Source organism: Vibrio sp. TRT 21S02 (assembly GCF_050113675.1).
Taxonomy (GTDB): Bacteria; Pseudomonadota; Gammaproteobacteria; order Enterobacterales; family Vibrionaceae; genus Vibrio.
In genome coordinates, this window is record NZ_JBNJOI010000002.1 from 110,542 (window position 1) to 131,310 (window position 20,769).

Genomic DNA, 20,769 nt, shown 5'->3' on the forward strand with positions numbered 1-20,769 from the left:
TTTTGAAATGAATAAGAATATTTTCCGTTTTTCTGCACTATTGTCAGGCGTATTGTTTGGCTCTGGAATGGTGGTATCAGGGATGATAGACCCTGAGAGGGTCATTGGTTTCCTTGATGTTATGGGCAGCTGGGACCCAAGTTTGGCATTTGTTATGGGCGGTGCATTAGCGGTGTTTCTACCATGTTATTTCATGGTAATTAAACCGAGAAAGCACAGTTTATTGGGCAATGAGTTGTGCATACCAACCAAGACAAACATTGACAATAAACTAATTTCAGGTGCAGCACTCTTTGGACTTGGGTGGGGACTTGTTGGTATTTGTCCGGGCCCAGCCGTGACCAGTTTAGCATTAGGCAACACGAATATTGTGTTGTTTGTTATTTCTATGGTTACAGGGTCACTGATGGCAAGGCTTATTTTCGGAAAAACGGACAAGAGATTCAATGTTGCATGAGTAAACCAACTTAGTATATTTGCCGATTCCTTATGGAGGTAACATGGAGTTACATCAACAGCAGGGACGTTTTATTCATAGCGTGATGGTGAGTTATTTTCCGCCGATACTTATTGTATTAATGGTCGTAATTGGTGTTGCAGCGCTTTGGTTAACACCAAAAGAAGAAGACCCACAAATTGTCGTACCCATGGCGGATGTTTTAGTTTCAGCTCCGGGATTAAGAGCGGCGCAAGTGGAAAAGCAAGTTACCGAGCCCCTAGAGAAATTATTGAGCCAGATTGATGGCGTTGAGTATGTGTATTCGTCTTCAATGGAAGGTGCCGCTCAGGTTATTGTGCGCTTTTATGTTGGTGAGCAGCGAGAACAGGCACTGGTCAAGCTGTATAACAAACTCTATTCAAATCAAGATAAAATCCCGCCGGCGGTGACAAATTGGTTGGTAAAACCCATCGAGATTGATGATGTTCCGATCGTTGTTGCCGCTTTATACAGCACAAACAGTGATCAAGTAGATCGTCATCAGTTAAAGCGAATTGCAGACCAAGCGACACTTGGCATTAAATCCCTTAAAGAAACCAATTCTGTTCAGGTTGTTGGAGGTGAAGCTCGCGTTATCAATGTCGAACTTGATCCCGTTGCGATGGCAAATTTCAATGTCTCAATCGACGACTTAAAACATGCTCTTACCTTATCTCACGCCAAACAAAATGCAGGACATATTCAAGTCGAGGGTAGGCACTACCAGATCGAATCAGGCGGGTTGCTGTCTAATGTGACTCAATTAAATAACCTCGTGGTGAGTGTAATTAATGGGAAGCCTGTCTATCTACGTGATGTTGCAACAGTGAATGATACGGCGAGAGAAGCGACGAGTGACACGTGGTTTCGCGAGGCTGAGAGCGGGCAGGAATATCCTGCGGTTTTTATCTCTGTCGCTAAACAAAAAGGTTCCAATGCTGTTGATGTTGCTGACAATGTCCTTAAGCAACTGGCGCATCTAAAAAACACTCAATTTCCGGATGTGGTGGACATCGAAATTATTCGAAATTATGGGCAAACTGCTAACGACAAAGTATCGAACCTAATTTCGAGCCTTGGTATCTCGATACTCACAGTTGTGGTGTTCGTGGGGTTGTTCCTAAATTGGCGTAGCGCACTTGTGGTAGCGATTGCGATCCCTATTAGCTATGGCGCGGCGCTAGGTATGGACTTGCTCTTTGGCTACTCAATTAACCGTGTCACATTATTTGCATTAATTCTGGCTTTGGGTTTGATCGTTGATGATCCCATCGCAAGTATCGACAACATTGAACGCTATCTAAAACGTAAAGATCTCTCTCGGACAAAAGCAATTGTCTATGCCATGGTCGAAATTCGTAGCGCACTGCTTATGTCGACTGTGGCGATTGTCATTGTGTTCTTACCCATGTTCTTCATAACCGGGATGATGGGACCGTATATGGGGCCGCTAGCATTCAACGTGCCTGTGAGCGTCATATTCAGTACCTTGGTGGCATTTTTAATCACACCGTGGCTCGCGAGCAAGATCTTGGTTGCTGCTAAAGCGCGTGGTGATCATCAAATTGAATCGACGCTTTTGTTTAAACTCTATCGCAAGCTATTGCTCCCATTATTACAAAGCCGAGCCAAAGCGTGGTCTTTTCTTGGCGTTGTTGCGCTGTTATTTGTTCTTGCTGCATCGCTTCCTGCGCTGCGCTTGGTGCCGTTAAAACTGTTACCTTACGACAACAAAAATGAATTTCAGATCGTAGTCAATATGCCCGAATCCAGCAGTTTTGTTGATACCTCAAATGCACTTCGAGGCTTTTCTGACTATTTAGTTGATGTGCCGGAGGTTATATCGGTATCAGGTTTCTCGGGCGTGGCATCCCCAATGGACTTTAACGGTATGGTTCGACATTACTTTATGCGTAACCAGCCACACCAAGGGGAGCTTAGAGTCGTACTTGCTGAAAAGGCATATCGACAAATGCAATCACATGAGATTGTTACCCGCTTACGTAATGATTTAGAAACGATCGCTAAGCGCTATGATGCTGAGATTCAAATTGTCGAAGTGCCACCGGGACCGCCGGTGATTGCAACTATTACGGCTGAAGTCTATGGACCGCCACCGATGAGTTATGAAGCGCTACAACAGCAAGCGCATATTGTCGCAAATCGATTAAAGAAAGAACCATTCGTGACCGAAGTAGATACCAGTTCTCCGGGGGCATTAGAGCTGTGGCAATTTGTTGTAGACCAAGAAAAAGCAGCGCTTTCTGGTGTCTCAATACAGGACATCAATGCCACAATTAAGGCGGCGAATGATGGTGTGGTGCTGGGATATTTAGAAACGAAGCGAGAAGTTGAGCCATTGCCAATTGAGGTTCGCTTACCTGCAGAGCAAAGAGACAAACTCGATGCATTGTTACAGCTGTATGTGCGTGGTCAAGCCGGTGTTGTAAAACAGTTTATAAATGGCGCTGTGATAGATGCGCCTCAGCCCTTGGTTCAACTCAGTGAAGTTGGCCAATTTATAAAGCGTTCGGTAGATAAGCCGATTTATCACAAAAACCTTAAGCCAGTTGTTTACGTGTATGCCGAATCAGTGGGGCGGGTCCCGGGAGAGATCGTCGCTGATGTATTGGCTGATCAAGGAGAAAGCAAATCATCAACACCTTGGGAAAGCCGTACCTATCTGAATAATGGCGGTGGGGATGAATGGCAGGTTGCTCCGGACGTAGAAGTGATATGGAGTGGTGAAGGGGAATGGAAAATTACCGTTGATGTATTCCGTGATTTAGGTATTGCTTACGCCGCAGCACTACTTGGTGTGTTTATTGTTATGTTAATTCAAACAGGCCTGCCTGCCGTGTCTGGCATCATCATGCTCGCAATACCTTTGACAGTGATTGGTATTATGCCCGGTTTTTGGTTGTTGAACGCAATAAGCAGCGATATCAACCAGTATCCTAATCCTGCATTTTTTACGGCTACAGCGATGATCGGGATGATCGCATTAGCTGGTATTGTGGTGCGTAACTCGCTGGTATTAATTGAGTTTATTCAACAATCTTTACGTGCAGGGCTACGTCTACATGATGCACTTGTTCAATCTGGCGCAGTACGTATGAGACCAATTCTCTTGACTGCGGGAACCACTTTGCTAGGTAACATTGTCATTACGTTGGATCCAATCTTTAACGGGCTTGCATGGGCGATCATCTTTGGAATCGCAGCATCAACTGTTTTTACCTTACTCGTTGTACCTGTGGTGTATAACCTCGCATACCAGAATCAGCTTGGGCACGGATTGCCTACCAAGGAGGAAGCATTATGAAACTGAATAATCGCTGGCTAGGCGTCGGGCTGTTTGCGGTGTTAGTGGTGCTGTTTTACTACATGGCGGATGGGTTTAGTGAAAAGCTGCCGACGGAACGCCAGGTGACTCGTCATGATCACTCAAAATATGAAATCATTACCCTTAAAGAGCAGCTAACAAAACAAGAGCGAACATTTCCTGGCGTGGTGGTTGCCAATCAACAAGCCAATATTTCTGCGAGATTAACGGCGAATATAGCGGATGTGTTAGTTAATATTGGTGACAGTGTCACTAAAGGTGGTGTGCTACTTAGGCTTGATAGTGGTGATTTAGATGCACGCGTAACCCAAACAGAACAAGCGGTCGCTTCAGTACAGGCTCAGCTAAATAATGCTCGTAAAGAGTTTGTAAGAGTTAAAGAGTTGGTGGCGAAAAAGCTTGTTCCTCAATCTCAATTTGATCAAGCGATAAGCGATCTACAAACCGCACAGGCAAATTTTAACAAAGCCCAAGCAGCGGTAACTGAGGCGGAAACCACTTTTGGCTACAGCATTATTACGGCACCATTTGACGGTGTCATCACGTATAAATCTGTGAATGAAGGTGATACCGCAACACCCGGGAGCAAATTACTCAGCCTTTATAATCCTCAATCACTTCAAGTTGAAGTAAACGTCTCGGAATCTGTTATGCCATACCTGGAGTTAGAAATGAGGGTAATGATTGGCTTTCCCACGTATGAGTATAAAAAAGAAGGGCAAGTGATTGAGATTACGCCTGCGGCCGATGCTGGTTCCAGAAGTTACATGGTCAAGTTATCATTTCAGAGTGAAGACGCGTTATATCCGGGAACCTATGCCCAAGTGAGTATTCCTTTAGATGAACAACGTGAACTTTACGTTCCACTCAACGCTGTTTATCAAGTTGGGCAGTTGGATTATGTGAAAGTGTTGAATGGCGAGAAGCTTGAGACTCGTTTAGTTCAACTGGGAGAAGAGGGACGAGTACGGAAAGGACTCATCGTGGGGGACAACGTGGTGTTGAACCCCTAATCTGAATAGACTTACTTTAACTTGGTGCTAACGGGGCAATGATCGCTAAGCTGGTAGTCTAAAACTTGCTGTGTTTTATAGGGTACTTGCTCAGTCTGAGCCGCATTTAGATCTGAACTCACAATGATATGGTCAATTACCGCTCGAAATTGATGTGATTTGTGCGGGGATGACTTAGAACGAACTTTACAATTTGCCTTCGTGTTACGTGTGGTTAATTCAGCACTGTTATTCTGGGCGATACTTTCCCACAACCAATCTTTTTTGTACGCCATATTGTGGTTGAAATCACCAAGGATAATGTATTGCTCGTTTGCTTTTTCTCTTTGTTTAATCCAATCATTGATCGCTGCGCCTTGAGCTTTTAATTTACGACAGCTCTTACTGTTGTTGTATGCGCCGCTGCAACCCGCTTTCAAGTGAACCGATAAGGCATGAATCGGAGTCGGAGTGTTGTCAAAAAGAATAATATAACTGCCAAAGCGCAGTTTACTATTTGCCGATGTTGCCAAACGAACGTCGCCTACATCTTTAACCGAAATACCTTTACGTACGGCAAAGCCCGTGTATTGGTTTATGTCCCTGAATTGGTTATTGCGGTAAGTTTTGTTTGCGCGATCAGATAGAAAAATCTTATAACCTTTACCAACAACTTCCTGTATTGCGTCTGCACTGTCGACCTCTTGAAAAGCAAGCACATCACTTTCAAGCTTGTTCCAATGTGAATTCAATACTTCAAAGTCTTTACTGGTTCTATGGGATTCTTCAATTTTGTTTGAAGGCGCTAGCGTCAACCACTCTAAATTCCATGAGGTAAAAGTCGTAGAGGGTGTTGCTGCATAAGTACTAGTGTGGATAAGGCAGGCACTAGCAAAAACAAGTCTAATTATCGTATTTTTCATAACAAGTAATCTAAAATTTTGTTCCAGCCTTTATCTTACAAGACCTCGAAAAAATGCAAGCAAAAAACATGTAATTTTTGCTGTTTGCAGATATTTCTTAGCAAGTGAGATCCGCTGCACTAAGATCGATTTGATCTTAATCTGGTACCGCGTTTTGTTGATCTAAATCAATACTTTTATATGGTGCTTCTCGTTAAATACGCCACAACATGTAGTGTCAGTAGAATAAAAAATAACCCTATATAGTGTGTTTGTGGATAACTCTGTGAGTATGCTGGGGTAAGGAGAAAAAGTGAAACCAATCGTAATCAAGCGTGACGGCTCTAGAGCTCCGTTTAACAGGGATCGTATTCAATCTGCAGTTGAAGCGGCAGCAGAGCATGTCGATAAGGAAATCGCGATTTACGCTTTAAATGTAGCGTTAGCTGTAGAACTAAAGCTTAAAGACTACGATGAAGTTCATATCCACGAAATTCAGGATTTGGTCGAAAACGAACTAATGCAAGGACCATACAAATCACTTGCACGTTCTTACATCGAATATCGCCATGATCGAGATATTGCCCGCGAAAAGCAAAGCGCACTTACTCGTGAAATCGAAGGCCTTATCGAAGAAAGCAATGTCGACCTAATCAACGAAAACGCAAACAAAGACGGTAAAGTGATTCCAACACAACGTGATTTGTTAGCGGGTATCGTTGCGAAACACTACGCGAAAACGCATATTTTGCCACGTGATGTCGTTCAGGCACATGATGTGGGTGACATTCACTACCACGATCTAGACTACGCACCGTTCTTCCCAATGTTTAACTGTATGCTTATCGATCTTAAAGGCATGCTTACGCACGGCTTTAAAATGGGTAACGCTGAAATTGATACACCGAAATCAATTTCCACAGCAACAGCAGTAACAGCACAGATCATTGCTCAAGTAGCAAGCCACATCTACGGCGGTACAACCATCAACCGTATTGATGAAGTACTAGAACCGTACGTGATGACAAGCTACGAGAAACACCTAGAGATCGCAAAAGAGTGGAGCATTTCTGAACCAGAAGAGTTCGCAAAAGCGCGCACTGAGAAAGAGTGTTACGATGCGTTCCAATCGTTAGAATATGAAGTAAACACGCTGCACACGGCAAACGGTCAAACACCATTTGTAACGTTTGGCTTCGGTCTTGGTACAAGTTGGGCATCACGTCTTATTCAGAAATCGATTCTGAAGAACCGTATTGCTGGTCTAGGTAAAAACCGTAAAACAGCGGTATTCCCTAAGCTAGTATTCGGCATCAAAGATGGTTTGAATCACAAGTCTGAAGATCCAAACTACGACATTAAGAAACTGGCACTTGAGTGCGCGTCTAAGCGTATGTACCCAGACATTCTTAACTACGACAAAGTCGTAGAAGTAACGGGTTCATTCAAAACGCCAATGGGTTGTCGTAGCTTCCTTGGTACTTACGAAGAAAATGGTGAGCTAATCCACGAAGGTCGTAACAACCTAGGTGTTGTGAGCTTAAACCTTCCTCGTATCGCAATTCGTGCAAACGGCAGCGAAGAGAAATTCTACGAACTGCTTAACGAGCGCCTAAATCTTGCTCGCAAAGCGCTAGAAACACGTATTTCTCGCTTGGAAAACGTAAAAGCACGTGTTGCACCAATTCTTTACATGGAAGGAGCGTGTGGTGTTCGTCTGAAAGCAGACGATTCTATCGCAGAAATCTTCAAAAATGGTCGAGCTTCCATTTCTCTTGGCTACATCGGCGTACACGAAACAATCAACGCATTGTTTGGTACCGAAGCGCACGTATACGATGATGCTGTGCTACGAGAGAAAGCAGTAGCAATCATCAAGCACCTAAAAGAGACGGTGAACGGTTGGGCAGAGGAAACAGGTTACGGTTTCAGCCTATACGGCACACCAAGCGAAAACCTATGCAGCCGTTTCTGTCGCATCGATGCGAGAGAGTTTGGTGTGATTAAAGGTGTAACGGACAAAGGTTACTACACCAACAGTTTCCATCTTGATGTAGAGAAGAAAGTAAATCCATACGATAAGATCGATTTCGAAATGCCTTACCCAGAAATCTCTAGCGGTGGTTTCATTTGTTACGGTGAGTTTCCAAATATGCAGCGTAATGTCGAAGCGCTAGAAAATGTTTGGGATTATAGCTACTCACGTGTTCCGTACTATGGCACAAACACACCAATCGACGAGTGCTATGAATGTGGTTATATGGGCGAATTCGATTGTACGAGTAAAGGTTTTACCTGCCCAAGCTGTGGTAATCATGATTCGACAAAAGTTTCCGTAACACGTCGTGTGTGCGGATATTTAGGAAGCCCAGATGCGCGTCCGTTTAACTTTGGTAAACAAGAAGAAGTTAAGCGCAGGGTGAAGCACCTGTAATCATTTTAGTGTTCAAGCCGCTTCGAAACTATCGTGGCGGCTTATTTTTGTTTTTACTTTATAGAAATTTGCGATGAACTATCACCAGTATTACCCAGTTGATGTTGTTAATGGCCCGGGAACACGTTGTACCTTGTTTGTTTCTGGCTGCATTCATCAATGCAGAGGGTGCTACAACCAGTCTACTCAGAGGTTAGATTCTGGTACGTCGTTCACTCAGGAAGCTGAAGATAAAATCATTCAAGACCTTAATGACTCAAGAATCAAGCGCAAAGGTTTGTCGTTATCCGGGGGAGACCCACTGCATCCGGCTAATGTGGCTGATATTCTAAAGCTTGTTAAACGAGTGAGAGCAGAGTGCTCTCCAGAGAAAGACATTTGGGTATGGACAGGGTATACACTTGCTGAACTAAACGACGAACAGCGTGAGGTGTTAGATTACATTGATGTTCTTATCGATGGTAAGTTTGAACAAGAGAAAAAAGATTTAAACCTTGAATGGCGTGGTAGCGCGAATCAAATTATCCATCGGTTCAAACTGTGAGCCTCATTTATTCATAGAATAATCTCCGGCTTTGCATGATATGGTTAAGTAATTGTTAAGGACAACGATTCTTTATTCTATTTTATTACTCACCAATAAAATTTTAATTCTCGATCTTTTCATTAGATGGTAAGTTGAGTCTCACTAACTGAATTTCAAAGGGTTGTGACTTTCATGTTTACTCACTTATCTACTCCAACATTGGATCCTATTCTCTCTTTATCCGTTGCATACCGTAACGATCCCCGTAGCGAAAAAGTAGACCTTGGCATTGGCGTTTACAAAAATAGCGACGGTGAAACACCGGTGATGCAAGCGATCAAACAAGCACAGGACATTGTTGTCGAGACGCAAAAAACCAAATCTTATGTCGGTCTTGCTGGTTGTGAAGAGTTTAACCAGTCCATGATCGATCTCCTACTTAGTGGAACTTCAGCGATGGATCGTGTCGCAGCGATTCAAACTCCGGGGGCAAGTGGTGCATTACGGATGCTTGGTGACCTAATGAAAGTCGCTCAACCAAACACCACCGTTTGGATTTCTAATCCGAGCTACGTTAACCACAAACCAGTGATGGAAGCGGCGGGACTCAAGGTTAAGTTCTATTCCTATTTTAGTTACGAAACAAAGCAAGTGGACACGGCACGTATGCTTGAAGAGCTTGCAATGGCAGGGCCTGAAGATGTGGTTTTACTTCATGGCTGCTGTCATAACCCAACTGGTGCTGATATCGATTTCTCAGCATGGCAAGCCATTACTGAACTTGCGCAAAAGAATGGTTTTACTCCATTTGTTGATATTGCTTACCAAGGGTTTGGCCATAGCCTCGAAGAAGATGCAAAGGGCCTACGTTTTATGGCTGATAACGTAGAAGAAATGTTGATCACAACTTCATGCTCAAAAAACTTTGGCTTGTACCGTGAGCGTACTGGCGCAGCGATTGTGGTGGGTAAAAAGCAACAAGATGTTGATAATGCAAAAGGCAAACTTCTAACCTTAGCGCGCGCGACTTACACCATGCCGCCCGATCATGGTGCAGCTTTGGTGAAAACAATCTTACAAAGTTCCCAGCTAACAACGGTTTGGAAGCAAGAGTTGTGTGAAATGCAGCAACGATTGTTAAACCTGCGTAAAACGTTGTGTAATGAATTGAGAATTACACACAATACTTCACAATTCGATTTTATTGAAAGCCACAAAGGCATGTTTACTATGCTAGGCTTTAGCCAAGATCAAATGGCCCAACTGCGTGAACAATATGGTATTTATGGCGTAGGAGATGGCCGAATTAATATCGCTGGTTTAACGGAAAAGGACATTCCATACGTTGCCAACGCGATAATCAACATAGCGTAAGCATTTGTGGTTACTCGCTGTAAACTGCTAGCGAGTAACGCTGATTTAAATGTTTTGTGTGATTAGGTGATTGAATGAAGAAGAATTGGAAAGCCCTTGTCCCATTATTTTTAACTACAGGTTTAGTGGCGTGTGCTACGACTACACCAGAGACGACAAGTCCGGATCAACAAGAAACTCGTGTCGAACAACCTGTTAAACAGACTAAACCGATGCAAAAAGTAGTTACAGAACCAGTCGTTGAAGTGGAAGCAAAGAAAACGTCTGACGGTAAGCTTATCTTAGGTGAAAAAGAATGGGTGTTTGTACCTGGACTTGAAGAAAACTTTAGAGCTCGAGTTGATACTGGTGCAACAACGTCATCCATCTCAGCCGTTGATGTTGTTCCGTTTGAACGTGATGGACAAGATTGGGTCAAATTTAAAATTGAACATGATGGCATCAAGAGTAAAGAGATTGCACTGCCAGTGGAACGTTGGGTGAAGATCCGACAGTCTAGCGCCGATAAAACGCAGAGAAGGGCGGTTGTTATTGCTTGGATTCAAATTGGTGATTTAAAAGAAAAAACTGAATTTACATTAGCAGACAGAACCCACCTGACATTCCCACTATTGCTGGGGAGAAGCTTCTTTAAAGACGTTGCTGTAGTGGATGTGAGTCAGCAGTACATTCAAGACAAACATAAGAAATAAAAAGAAACCCGCTTAATGCGGGTTTCTTTTTATTTCTTTTTATCTGTGTTACTGAATTTCTAACAATTCAATATCGAAGATCAGCGTAGAAGCTGGTGGGATAGGGCCGGTACCATTTTTTCCATAACCCAGTGTACTAGGAACAAAAAGACGAATCTTCTGACCTTCAACCATGTATTGCACACCTTCTTGCCAACCTTTGATCACTTGATTCAAACTAAATGCGATAGGTTCGTTACGCTCTACAGAGCTGTCAAACACGGTGCCATCGATTAACGTACCGTGATAGTGAACTTTTACGCGGCTAGTTGCTGTAGGGTGAGCTGTTCCAGTACCTTCTTGTAACACTTGGTATTGCAGACCACTTTCTGTCGTGATCACTCCTTCTTTCTTTGCATTTTCAGCAAGGAAAGCCTGCCCTTCGGCAAAGTTTTGATCTGCGAATTTGTGGTTGTTCCATGTGCGGTAGATAAAGAAGGCCGCGAGAACAAAGATGACAATGGGAAAAATGATTTTAGACATAAATTCTATCCGTTGAATTATTGCTTAGTTAGGTAATTAATTGTGTTTGCGATGCTTTCGATATCTTTGTGTCCAGATGTCAAAAGCATGTATTTGCCATTAACGATGAACGTCGGTACCGCGTTGATCTCGCCTTTAACAGAAACTTCTTGAGCGACTTTCATCAACTTAAACAACTGCTTTTGTTGCTCTTCATTGAGCTCGTAAGGGCTAACCAAGTTGCGAGAGTGGAACGCTTCTTCTATCGCTTGACGACGTTCAGTTAAGGTAGAACCTTCACCCATTTGTACCGCTGCGAATAACTCATTCATCATCTCGTGATCTGGATTTTTGTTTAGCTGCATCACTGCGGTGTAAAAGATCATGGCACCGATTTGAGCACTTTCGTTGAAAGTAACATGGACCTTGCCAATCTCTTGGCTGGTAAGCTCTTCCAATTGTGGGATTACACCTTCCATCTTACGGCAATGGCCACAGTTAAGAGAAAATACTTCAGTAACTTGAGGAAGACGGTACGTTGAGAGGTTTGCAGGAAGTTGCTGATATTGTTCGCCTTCTTTTGGTGTGGTTGTGTCTGAACAACCAACAAGAAGAGCTCCTGCAGCCAGCGTTGCAGTAAAAAGCGAAAGAACTTTTTTCATAATTTTCGTCTTATTTTAGGTAAGTTGCATTAAGTGCAATGTGTAATGAGTGAGGCGGATTTTACCTTGTCCAATCCATACCGAAAAGCGAACGGTGCAAAAAATATGTAAATGTCTTGGCCTGATAAGTTTCGACTTCGACTATGCTCAGGCATAGATACATTTGGAAATCATATAGTGCGATATAATTAAAGAAATACTGAGATTGCCGATATAGAATTTGTAGTGTGATGAATTGAACGGTGAATCGATGAAATATGCAGCGCTTCCACTCTTATTACTTTTGACAGGTTGCGGAACATTACCGCCAGATATGGCGTTAATGGGCGATAGAATGCTCGACACAGCGCCAAAGGGGGATCTTGATGTGATGCACCCTGAATGGGGTTATGCTCCTAAAACGACCGTTGCAGGAGTGCAAGGGCCTTTTGGACAACAAAGAACGAAGAGCTACAGTTCCTTACAAAACTTTCTATTGAGTAAAGGCGTCGATTACGAAGTATTACCGGGCAATCACGTTATGGTAAAGCTTAAAGACACCATCAAATTCCAAACTGGTTCTTCAATGGTCTCACCAGAGTCTTCGTACTGGCTTGATATCGTCGGTAGCTATTTATCAACCCAACCGGGAATCGATATTGTGATTGATGGTCACGCAGATGCAACCGGAGCCCCAAGTTTTAACGACAACTTATCATTGAAGCGTGCCAAAGCAGTAAAAAGCCAACTAATTAGAAATAATGTAGCGATGAATTCGATTTACACGCGCGGCTATGGTGAATATGTACCGGCATGTAGCAATAGAACCAAAGCTGGAAAAGCATGTAACCGCCGTGTTGAAGTCTTTTTTGTTATGTCGAATAACTAAACATAGCAGTCATGCATAGAAATAGTTTCCATATAAATGACATTGATCATCTAACGTGCAGCGCTTGTTGGATTCGCTTGCGCTCTAAATGCCGGCATATAAAAGCTTGCTGAATCATTGACAGCGCAGTGAACTAGGCTCAAAACTACGTACAAGACAAACAAATTGCACACGATTTGAATATCGAACCCAACAAAGTAAGCAAAATGCGTAAAGGGATTCACAGGAACAGCATTGCAAAAAAGTTTAACGGACAAGGCTTACAAAGAGTTTCAGCGCTTTGCGGAGGCTTGGCTTTGTGGTTTGGTAGCCCTAATGAAGCTATAGCTAAGTGCGCATTATGTATATTATGTTAAATGGTGTATTTGAATCCTAAAAACTCTATCGAAGATAACTCCTCTCTTTTACTTGCTGTATGTGAATTGAACATAATGGATTTACCATAAAATACCTAATAATCAGTTTTATTATCTGACGATATAATCTGATTATTAGCCGAGTCACTTTTGTATTGGATGTAGTTGCTATTCTTTTGAACCTTCCCATGATCACTGGTAACTTGTGGAGCTGTTTGTGTGGGCTGGTTTGGAAAAATGGTGGGTATGAGTTTGAAAATATTCGGTGTTATAAAGTGTGTAGGTTTGTTTTTGAACTGGGAAATTTTAAGAAAAGAAGTTGGAGCGTGCAGCGGGAATCGAACCCGCATCATCAGCTTGGAAGGCTGAGGTAATAGCCATTATACGATGCACGCTTCGCATCGGAACGAAAACCAATATGCCACATCTAGCTGAAAAGAAAAGTTATTTTTTACTGATTTCAGTCTGTTTGGTCAATCGGCAATCAAATTGCCTCAAACCTAGCCACATTTTGATCTCCTGCTTGTTTTATTACTTTTACTACAGCGCGATCTTTACCCAGCCGTTTAGCTGAGTACATCAGTTCATCGGCATCATTTAAGTCTATCGGACCCAAATAATTCTCATAATAAGCGCACCCTAAACTTACAGACATTTGTAAGTTGGGTTGATTTTCGAACTCGATGCCCCTGATCGTATGACAAATTCGATGTGCAAACATGGTGGCTTGGTTAAGGTTAGATTGCGTTATTGCAACCGCAAACTCCTCACCCCCTATCCTACCAAACAAATGTTCACTTCTAGTGAGTGTTCTCACTGATTCGGCCACTCGTTGTATGACGACATCACCGACGCTGTGACCAAACGTATCGTTAATAGACTTAAAATCATCAATATCAAATACGATTACAGTAATGCTTTGTTTGGTTGCGCATAAGTTTGCGAATTCGTTCATGAAGTGACGTCGATTACTTACCCCTGTGAGTGCATCTATCTCGGATAAATCACGCAGTTCTTTATTTGCATCTTCTAATTGTTTTGTTTTTGCTTTAACGGAAACTTTTAACGTAAGGATATACACAACTAGAAGCGTTACGACTAAGAAGATGGCTAATGGGACGAGAAATTCGGGATAAACGGTTTGAATATACATCCACCGGTTTAAAACTCGGTTACGATCTTCTTCAGTTATTTTCCTCATTCCAACTCGCATTGCTTGCTGGAGTTCATGGTTACCTTGTTTAACCGCAGGTTTTAGCTTGCCTGAGTATAAGTGGCGGACACCAATGAAGCGGTTCGGGTTATCTGAAATATAGAAATAAAAGTTGGCAACCTGAACGTCAGCGACAAAAGCTTGAACATCGCCGTCAAATGCTGCTTGCATCAATTTTTCATTATTGGAGTATGTAATCAGCTGAATATTAGGAAAATGCAGGCTGATAAACTCCTGCTCATAACCTCCATTTACTACGCCAACGGAATACTTGTGATCTCCTTTTAGAAAGGTACCAACATCCATTCCAACAAGCTTATGGTTAAAATAGAGTTGCGTATCTACCGAAATAATCGGTAAACCATAATCAAGAATCGCTTCTCGGTTTTCAGACCACAATAAACCTGCATGAATATCGGCTTTACCTGTCAGGATAGCATCAATCGCTTGTTGCCAGTCATCAAGTAATAGGAACTCGATGGCTACATTATTTTTTTCGCCATATTCACGCCAATAGTCAACCAAGATTCCAGTGGGTTTTCCTTCTTCATCAAGATATGAAAAAGGTTTCCATGACTTTGAATTTGTTACGACAATTGTTTGTCTGTCTGCAAACGTAGCCGCCGAAAAGCAGATAACAACTACAGCAAATGCTGCATAAAACACTCTTAACACAGCCAACCTCATTACCCTTTGTGCATCTGTATGTGCGGGAGTTATTTAGGGTGAGAATATTATTAATTGATGTAATAAGTGTTTTATAGTTCATCAGGAATCAACTTATGCATCAAATTGATCATAGTTTGATTCTCGTCTCATTTAACAAGTCATTATTTAAGCTTAAAGCGAGCCATTTGTTCATTCATGTCCATCACTTGTGCTCCGGCAGTTTGCGACAAGTCTGAAGAATGGATCGCCATTTTGGCTACGTCCTGAACTGATAAGGTTACTTGCTCCATAATAGTGTTGATTGCTTGAGTTGCCGTCGATTGTTCATAGGCGGCACTGGCAAAATTCTGAATTTTGTTATCTAACACTTCGATTTGAGCAGAGGTTTCTTTCAACGTCGCATCTGTTTGTTGTGTTAAAGACATGCCTTCTGCTGCTAGTTCCTTGCTACTTTGGATGCTAGTCACTACCGCTGAAGTTGAGTTTTGAATTGCGTTGACGATGTTGTTGATCTCTGTGGTGGATTCGGTGGTTCTTGTCGCGAGTAGACGAACTTCGTCTGCAACCACTGCAAAACCGCGGCCGTACTCACCTGCTCTCGCAGCTTCAATGGCTGCATTTAATGCGAGCAAGTTAGTTTGTTCTGCTAGCCCTTCAATTACCTCGGTAACTTTACCTATGGCCTCACTTTCCTTACTTAAGGTATCAACTTGGTTGTTTGCAGATTCAATAGCACTATGTAGCTGGTCTACCGCCGTTTTATTCTTTGCTAATGCTGACGTACCGTGTTGAATTTGGTTTTTGGTTGCATCAATTACTGTAACCGATTCTTGTGCTAAAGTGGCCGTTGCATCGGCAGAGTCAGCGACTTGGGCGAGTTCTTGACTCACCGAGTCAATCGAGTGTTGCTGTTTTTTGAGTTCACTTTGGGTTGTCGTATTTGATTGATTGAGCTGGATTAGCCCTTCATTTACCTGATGGGCCTTATCAGTAACACCTTGGATGATTTGCGACAGAGAATGGTTCATACCATTAATTGAGTTGGTCAAACTCGACAGTTCATCGGTTCCTGTTACGGTCAGTGGTGGCTCTGAAATATCGCCGTTAGCAATCAGCTCAGCTCGTTTTGATAAACTCGTTACGCGGTGACCGATGTTACGTCCCATATATCTCGCAACGGTAAAGGCAACCGCAACAACAATGACAACAGAGGCTAAGAGTGATATTAAAACACGGCTTAGTGATTCGTTAATACCTTCTCCGCTTGCTTTAGCGTGTTCTTGTTGTTCATTGACAATATTCTCCAGACTTTGATCCAAAAGCTGAGCTGCGGGTACAAGTTTTTCTGCCATCTCTTTATTGGATAAGTTCCAACTTGGAGATTGGCGAAGTTCAACTACTTGCTGGGCCAGAGGAAAATACAGTTGTTGCATTTCAACAAACAGTTCCCAAAGACTTTGACTGCTGTCATTGAGCAAAGCGCGCTTACTTTCGATTTCGGATACGTATTTGTCATGATCCTTAAGCAGGTCTTGATATTTGCTCAAGTGCTCATCTTTACCGTACAAAAGGAAATCACGCATTGCTGATAAGGCATTGGCTAAAGAAGTATAACTGTCTGCATAGAGTCTAAAGAGTCTCTTTCTTTCTTGGCCTTCTTTATTATCAGCCTCATCATTGATTAAGCCTTGTAGTTGGTCGAGTGCAACCTCTGCTATCGGCGCAGCTTCATTTATAAATAGAGCGTGAGCAGGAAGGTTTTCATCGGTATGGCTTAACGTTGCAATACGAGTAAGTGAGTCTTTTACCGCTGCCCACTGTGACACGATCATCTGGTATTGATTCTGTTGTACGAGTGCTTCAAGGGTGGGAAGTAACGTGTCTGTTTTTTCGACAATGATTTGGATTTGTTGTTTTTGTTGTTCGCCAACATCAGGCTCAGCCCCAAGCAACATATAGCCACGTACTGAAGATAGACTGGCTTGAATGGATTGTTGGATCGAGCGAGCCGTATCGACAGTTGGCAAATCAGACTGGAGCAAGGATTCACTATGTCGGTTTACGTTTGAAATGCTCTGGAAAATAAACAATGCAGAAACGATAAAAAGTACTGCAAGTAACAGAAAACTAAACTGTAACTTCCCTGATATCGTGAGTTTCATCCTTTTAACTCCTACTTTTCTAAGACCAATCCACTATAACTCGAACTTCCTTTGTGTTAAATATATGTTGCGTATTTTTGTAAAACTTTAGTTTATTTCTTACTTAAAGAACAGATAGAAAAAAGCCTCCACATTAAGCGGAGGCTTTCAAGTCAACAATAAATAACAATGATGGTTAAATGTTTGCTGCTTTCACGTAAGTTTCTAATTCAGCGTTAGAAACCGTCGTGATGTATTGATCGTCAACGTAAAAAGCAACACTGTCTGCTTCTTTTTCGCCACGCAGCGTTTTCTTTGTACCATCAACGTAAGACACATCCATCTGCATGGTGTTTTCGTCGATTTGCTGCATTGTTGCTTGTTTGATGTCAGCGTTGTTTGAAAGCGGTACAGACTTCAAAGAGCTATCCAGTTGATCATTTACCTTGATGTAGTTTTTTGTCGGTGTATCTACAACAGCAGGCGATTTACCTGTGATTGGGTTTTTACCCGTCCAAAACTCAACGGCATTGAAAATAAATAGGTCGGCTGTACCCGCGATACCATAAACAGGTGATAGCAATAAGAACATGCCTTCACGAGCATAACGGTTATCAACGATTTCTAGGTTGAATTTAGACACCATTCCGGTTGTTGCCATTTGGCCCATACAGCCAGTTAGAGATGTCAAGCCTAAGCCCGTTACCATTGCAATTTTCAAAACGTTATTTTTCATTTAAAACCACTCTAAATTAAGACGGCGCGCATCTTACATCTGAGAATGGCGTCCAGAAATACTCTTTAACGATATTTGACATAAATCTTACTGTGTCAGTTATTTATCAAAAATCATGCATATGAACTGGCTTGTGTGGCTTGATAGTAAGCAACTCGTTTATCCATCTGTGGAGATATTCAATCTTACGCACTGTAAAAAGATATGGTTGTTTGATTTTTCATCACTCCTATTAACAATTAGAAATAAATTTCGCTCGCTGCACAAAAAGAGATTCCAATCACACTTTATTTGGTTATAATTCGCGCCCATTGCGGTTTATGTTGATAAACGCAAACTTATTTTGAATAAATCCATTGTTAACTTCCCTCTTTATTGGGACAACAGAGAACGAAAATGAGCAAGATTGATAAAGCAATGCGCATCCTGTTAGCAGGTTTCTGTATCAACCTTTGTCTTGGCATTCTTTATGCCTGGAGTGTATTTAATAAAGCACTAGTCACTGATTTCGGCTGGAGTGCTGCTGATGCATCTTCTCCTTATGCTATCGCAACGATTACTTTCTCTGTTTGTCTTTTAGTTGCAGGGATCCTTCAAGACCGTATGGGGCCACGTAAAATCCTTATTCTTGGTACGACCTTGACTGGCTTAGGAATGATCGCCTCTGGTTTTGCATCATCGGTTTTAATGCTAAACATCACCTTTGGTGTCATTACAGGTGCAGGCATCGGTTTTGGCTATGCGTGTTTGTCTCCTTCTGCAATGAAATGGTTCCATGCATCGAAGAAAGGTATGGTAAATGGTCTGATCGCTGCGGGTTTTGGTTTAGCAGCAATTTATCTTGCTCCTTTGACGTCTATGCTCATTGGCCAAGTTGGCATCAATACAAGCTTTATGATTCTTGGTGTGGGTGTTCTTGCGATTGCTGTGCCTTTGGCTTGTACCATTAATAACCCACCAGCGGGTTACACACCGGCAGAACCAAAAGTCAAACAAGGCCAAGCACCAAAAACGATTAAGCAAGCTATGGATTTTAGCTGGAAAGAGATGTTAAAAACGCCTCAATTCTATTCGCTTTGGATTATGTACGCATTTGCTGCATCAGTGGGTTTGATGATCATTGGTAACATCACCAATATTGCAAGCGTGCAAGCTAACCTACCAAATGCTGTTTACTTGGCTTCTATTCTTGCCGTATTCAACTCAGGTGGCCGTGTGGCAGCAGGGATCTTGTCAGATAAAATTGGTGGTGTACGTACCCTACTTCTTGCGTTTGTATTGCAAGGCTTCAACATGGTGATGTTTGCGACGTTTAATTCTGAGTTTACGTTAATTATTGGTACAGCTATTGCTGCGGTTGGCTATGGCACATTGCTTGCGGTATTCCCTTCAATTACCGCTGAATACTATGGTTTGAAGAACTACGGTACGAACTATGGTGTACTTTACACATCATGGGGGATTGGTGGCGCGATTGGTGCCGCGGTTGTTGGTTATTCAATGACTCACGATGGTGGTTATGATCTAGCGTACACGATTTCAGCTGTGATGATGGCGGTGTGTATTGTGTTGGCACTAGTAACCAAGCCTGTACGTGAAGCGAAATCTAACGAAGCTAAAACAACAGTCGCATAATTAATTGCATAATTGAATGAAGGGCTTAACCTAGTGTTAAGCCCTTTTTGTATCTAAAGATTACCATGGATGTCTATTACTTTATGAACTTCTAAAGGCTTATCAAAGGTGCTTTCAAGCAAAGCTCATGGCTATTAACGGTAGTTAAATGTTGGAAAAGTAATTTTTAACTAAAATGAAGAGCACAATAATAGTAATTCATCTCTGACTATATCTCGCAGTAAACCTATTTATTTTCCCAAGCAGTTCTGGTTGCGGCATCAATAAGTAACTTGCGATTTTCTTGGCTTTCCGGTGGTTCAGATTCACCAAAAATAGCTGAAAGCCAGTGACCATCGGTAGGGTTTGGAAAAAGAATATATTGACTACCATAAAGATCTTTATCTTCTTCCATCTTCGCAATGCGCCCATCTATATCGCCTTTAACGTAGTATTTACGTCTAAAGTCATTTAGGTTATCTCCGAGGAACACAACCACATTATAATCTTTTAAGATTTCATTTTGACGTGTTTCTTTATTCGAAGTATCCATTAATACCGTAAGATGGGAATCGTCTTTTAAAGGAAAACCCATTGCCAAAATGTTTTGTTTGGCTAGCTCCCATGTAGGTTCACCTTGGTTGCGTGAGGTTACATAAAAAATCTCGATATTTTTACTTTTAGCATACTCAAGGAAATCGTTTGACCCAGGACTAGGGACCATACCGTTAGTTGGGATCCAGTTGTCCCAAAGAGGATCTTCGAAGAAGTTTTTATTGTTTTCTATTAAGTTCCCCCAGTATTCAAGGGGGAGTACAAGAGTATCGTCAAGATCTGTCACAATAGCTAAAGGCTTATCTCCTTTCTTATGCTCTGAAAGAGCCTTATCAAGATGCATTTTTGCTACATTAAATCCTTGGTAATATAGCGCTCGATATTCTGCTGCTGTCTGCTTCCAGGCAACAGCATAGCCCAGTAAGTTACGTTCGCTAGTATTATCATTCGCAGATGAAATACTCGGTAATAAAGTAACTATGGCAGATAAGCTTAAAACGATGATGTTTTTCATTATCAAATTCTATCCTCTATTAGGGCCAGTGGAAGCCCCTTTCGTTATCAAGGAATTTGAATCTAACAAGTACCTTTTATTTAAAAAGTGATTCTAATCACGTTGAATTTCTTTAATGTGCAAAATATAACCACATAAGTAATGTGGCTTTTGTTTTTCTTTTTAACTCATAATTGCTTGTTGAATTGTGTTTATT

17 protein-coding genes and 1 tRNA gene are annotated in these 20,769 nt (G+C 42.1%); 10 read left to right on the plus strand and 8 right to left on the minus strand.

The annotated features are described in order from the left end of the window. Positions 1-7 precede the first annotated feature (7 nt). Genes ACQEXU_RS02650 through ACQEXU_RS02660 form a run of 3 tightly spaced genes read left to right on the plus strand, consistent with a single transcriptional unit; the run spans position 8 to position 4,837 of the window. Complete coding sequence (locus ACQEXU_RS02650; protein WP_427009562.1) at positions 8-457, plus strand: DUF6691 family protein; 450 nt, start codon at positions 8-10, stop codon at positions 455-457. A 43-nt stretch (positions 458-500) separates the two neighbouring features. Then, a complete protein-coding gene (locus ACQEXU_RS02655; protein ID WP_427009563.1) occupies positions 501-3,803 on the plus strand; it encodes an efflux RND transporter permease subunit in 3,303 nt (1,100 codons plus the stop codon). Then, the gene (locus ACQEXU_RS02660) at positions 3,800-4,837 is read left to right on the plus strand and encodes an efflux RND transporter periplasmic adaptor subunit (protein WP_427009564.1); all 1,038 of its coding nucleotides are present in this window, start codon (positions 3,800-3,802) and stop codon (positions 4,835-4,837) included. The genes ACQEXU_RS02655 and ACQEXU_RS02660 overlap by 4 nt, the downstream gene beginning before the upstream one ends. Before the next feature lie 11 nt (positions 4,838-4,848). Here the strand turns inward: ACQEXU_RS02660 and ACQEXU_RS02665 are convergent, their stop codons facing one another. Beyond that, a complete protein-coding gene (locus ACQEXU_RS02665; RefSeq protein WP_427009565.1) occupies positions 4,849-5,739 on the minus strand; it encodes an endonuclease/exonuclease/phosphatase family protein in 891 nt (296 codons plus the stop codon). Positions 5,740-6,031: 292 nt separating this feature from the next. Between ACQEXU_RS02665 and nrdD the strand changes: the two genes are divergently transcribed. The 4 genes from nrdD (at position 6,032) to ACQEXU_RS02685 (ending at position 10,744) form a co-directional block, all read left to right on the plus strand. Continuing rightward, positions 6,032-8,152 (plus strand): anaerobic ribonucleoside-triphosphate reductase, encoded by a 2,121-nt coding sequence (gene nrdD, locus ACQEXU_RS02670; RefSeq protein ID WP_367989865.1) that lies wholly within the window; start codon positions 6,032-6,034, stop codon positions 8,150-8,152. 73 nt (positions 8,153-8,225) lie between these two features. Further along, positions 8,226-8,696, plus strand: coding sequence for an anaerobic ribonucleoside-triphosphate reductase-activating protein (nrdG, locus tag ACQEXU_RS02675; RefSeq protein ID WP_427009566.1), 471 nt, complete (start codon positions 8,226-8,228; stop codon positions 8,694-8,696). Between the two features lie 174 nt (positions 8,697-8,870). Beyond that, complete coding sequence (locus ACQEXU_RS02680) at positions 8,871-10,052, plus strand: aromatic amino acid transaminase (RefSeq protein ID WP_427009567.1); 1,182 nt, start codon at positions 8,871-8,873, stop codon at positions 10,050-10,052. A gap of 74 nt (positions 10,053-10,126) precedes the next feature. Beyond that, a complete protein-coding gene (locus ACQEXU_RS02685; protein WP_427009568.1) occupies positions 10,127-10,744 on the plus strand; it encodes an ATP-dependent zinc protease family protein in 618 nt (205 codons plus the stop codon). A gap of 48 nt (positions 10,745-10,792) precedes the next feature. Here ACQEXU_RS02685 and ACQEXU_RS02690 read toward each other — a convergent pair whose 3' ends face one another. Both ACQEXU_RS02690 and ACQEXU_RS02695 read right to left on the minus strand, forming a co-directional pair. After that, complete coding sequence (locus ACQEXU_RS02690; RefSeq protein WP_427009569.1) at positions 10,793-11,266, minus strand: FKBP-type peptidyl-prolyl cis-trans isomerase; 474 nt, start codon at positions 11,264-11,266, stop codon at positions 10,793-10,795. Positions 11,267-11,283: 17 nt separating this feature from the next. Further along, positions 11,284-11,907: a thiol:disulfide interchange protein DsbA/DsbL gene (locus ACQEXU_RS02695; RefSeq protein ID WP_427009570.1), complete on the minus strand. Its 624-nt coding sequence runs from the start codon at positions 11,905-11,907 to the stop codon at positions 11,284-11,286. A 250-nt stretch (positions 11,908-12,157) separates the two neighbouring features. Between ACQEXU_RS02695 and ACQEXU_RS02700 the strand changes: the two genes are divergently transcribed. Beyond that, positions 12,158-12,775 (plus strand): OmpA family protein, encoded by a 618-nt coding sequence (locus ACQEXU_RS02700; RefSeq protein WP_427009571.1) that lies wholly within the window; start codon positions 12,158-12,160, stop codon positions 12,773-12,775. Positions 12,776-12,981: 206 nt separating this feature from the next. Continuing rightward, on the plus strand, positions 12,982-13,131 hold the full coding sequence (locus ACQEXU_RS02705; RefSeq protein WP_427009572.1) for a DUF3693 domain-containing protein: 150 nt from the start codon (positions 12,982-12,984) through the stop codon (positions 13,129-13,131). Between the two features lie 320 nt (positions 13,132-13,451). On the opposite strand, the gene ACQEXU_RS02710 is transcribed toward ACQEXU_RS02705, so the two are convergent. From ACQEXU_RS02710 to ACQEXU_RS02725, 4 genes are all read right to left on the minus strand, one after another. Next, positions 13,452-13,526, minus strand: a tRNA-Gly gene (locus tag ACQEXU_RS02710). 89 nt (positions 13,527-13,615) lie between these two features. After that, a complete protein-coding gene (locus ACQEXU_RS02715; RefSeq protein ID WP_427009573.1) occupies positions 13,616-15,019 on the minus strand; it encodes a transporter substrate-binding domain-containing diguanylate cyclase in 1,404 nt (467 codons plus the stop codon). Between the two features lie 155 nt (positions 15,020-15,174). After that, positions 15,175-17,175: a HAMP domain-containing methyl-accepting chemotaxis protein gene (locus ACQEXU_RS02720; RefSeq protein ID WP_427009574.1), complete on the minus strand. Its 2,001-nt coding sequence runs from the start codon at positions 17,173-17,175 to the stop codon at positions 15,175-15,177. A gap of 175 nt (positions 17,176-17,350) precedes the next feature. Beyond that, on the minus strand, positions 17,351-17,890 hold the full coding sequence (locus ACQEXU_RS02725; RefSeq protein WP_427009575.1) for a DUF3332 domain-containing protein: 540 nt from the start codon (positions 17,888-17,890) through the stop codon (positions 17,351-17,353). A gap of 396 nt (positions 17,891-18,286) precedes the next feature. On the opposite strand from ACQEXU_RS02725, the gene ACQEXU_RS02730 reads away from it, so the two are divergent. Further along, entirely contained in the window at positions 18,287-19,525 is a 1,239-nt protein-coding gene (locus ACQEXU_RS02730; RefSeq protein WP_427009576.1) for an L-lactate MFS transporter, read from the plus strand. A gap of 226 nt (positions 19,526-19,751) precedes the next feature. Here the strand turns inward: ACQEXU_RS02730 and ACQEXU_RS02735 are convergent, their stop codons facing one another. Further along, positions 19,752-20,573, minus strand: a complete 822-nt coding sequence (locus ACQEXU_RS02735) for a 5'-nucleotidase, lipoprotein e(P4) family (protein ID WP_427009577.1) — start codon at positions 20,571-20,573, stop codon at positions 19,752-19,754. Between the last annotated feature and the right edge of the window lie 196 nt (positions 20,574-20,769).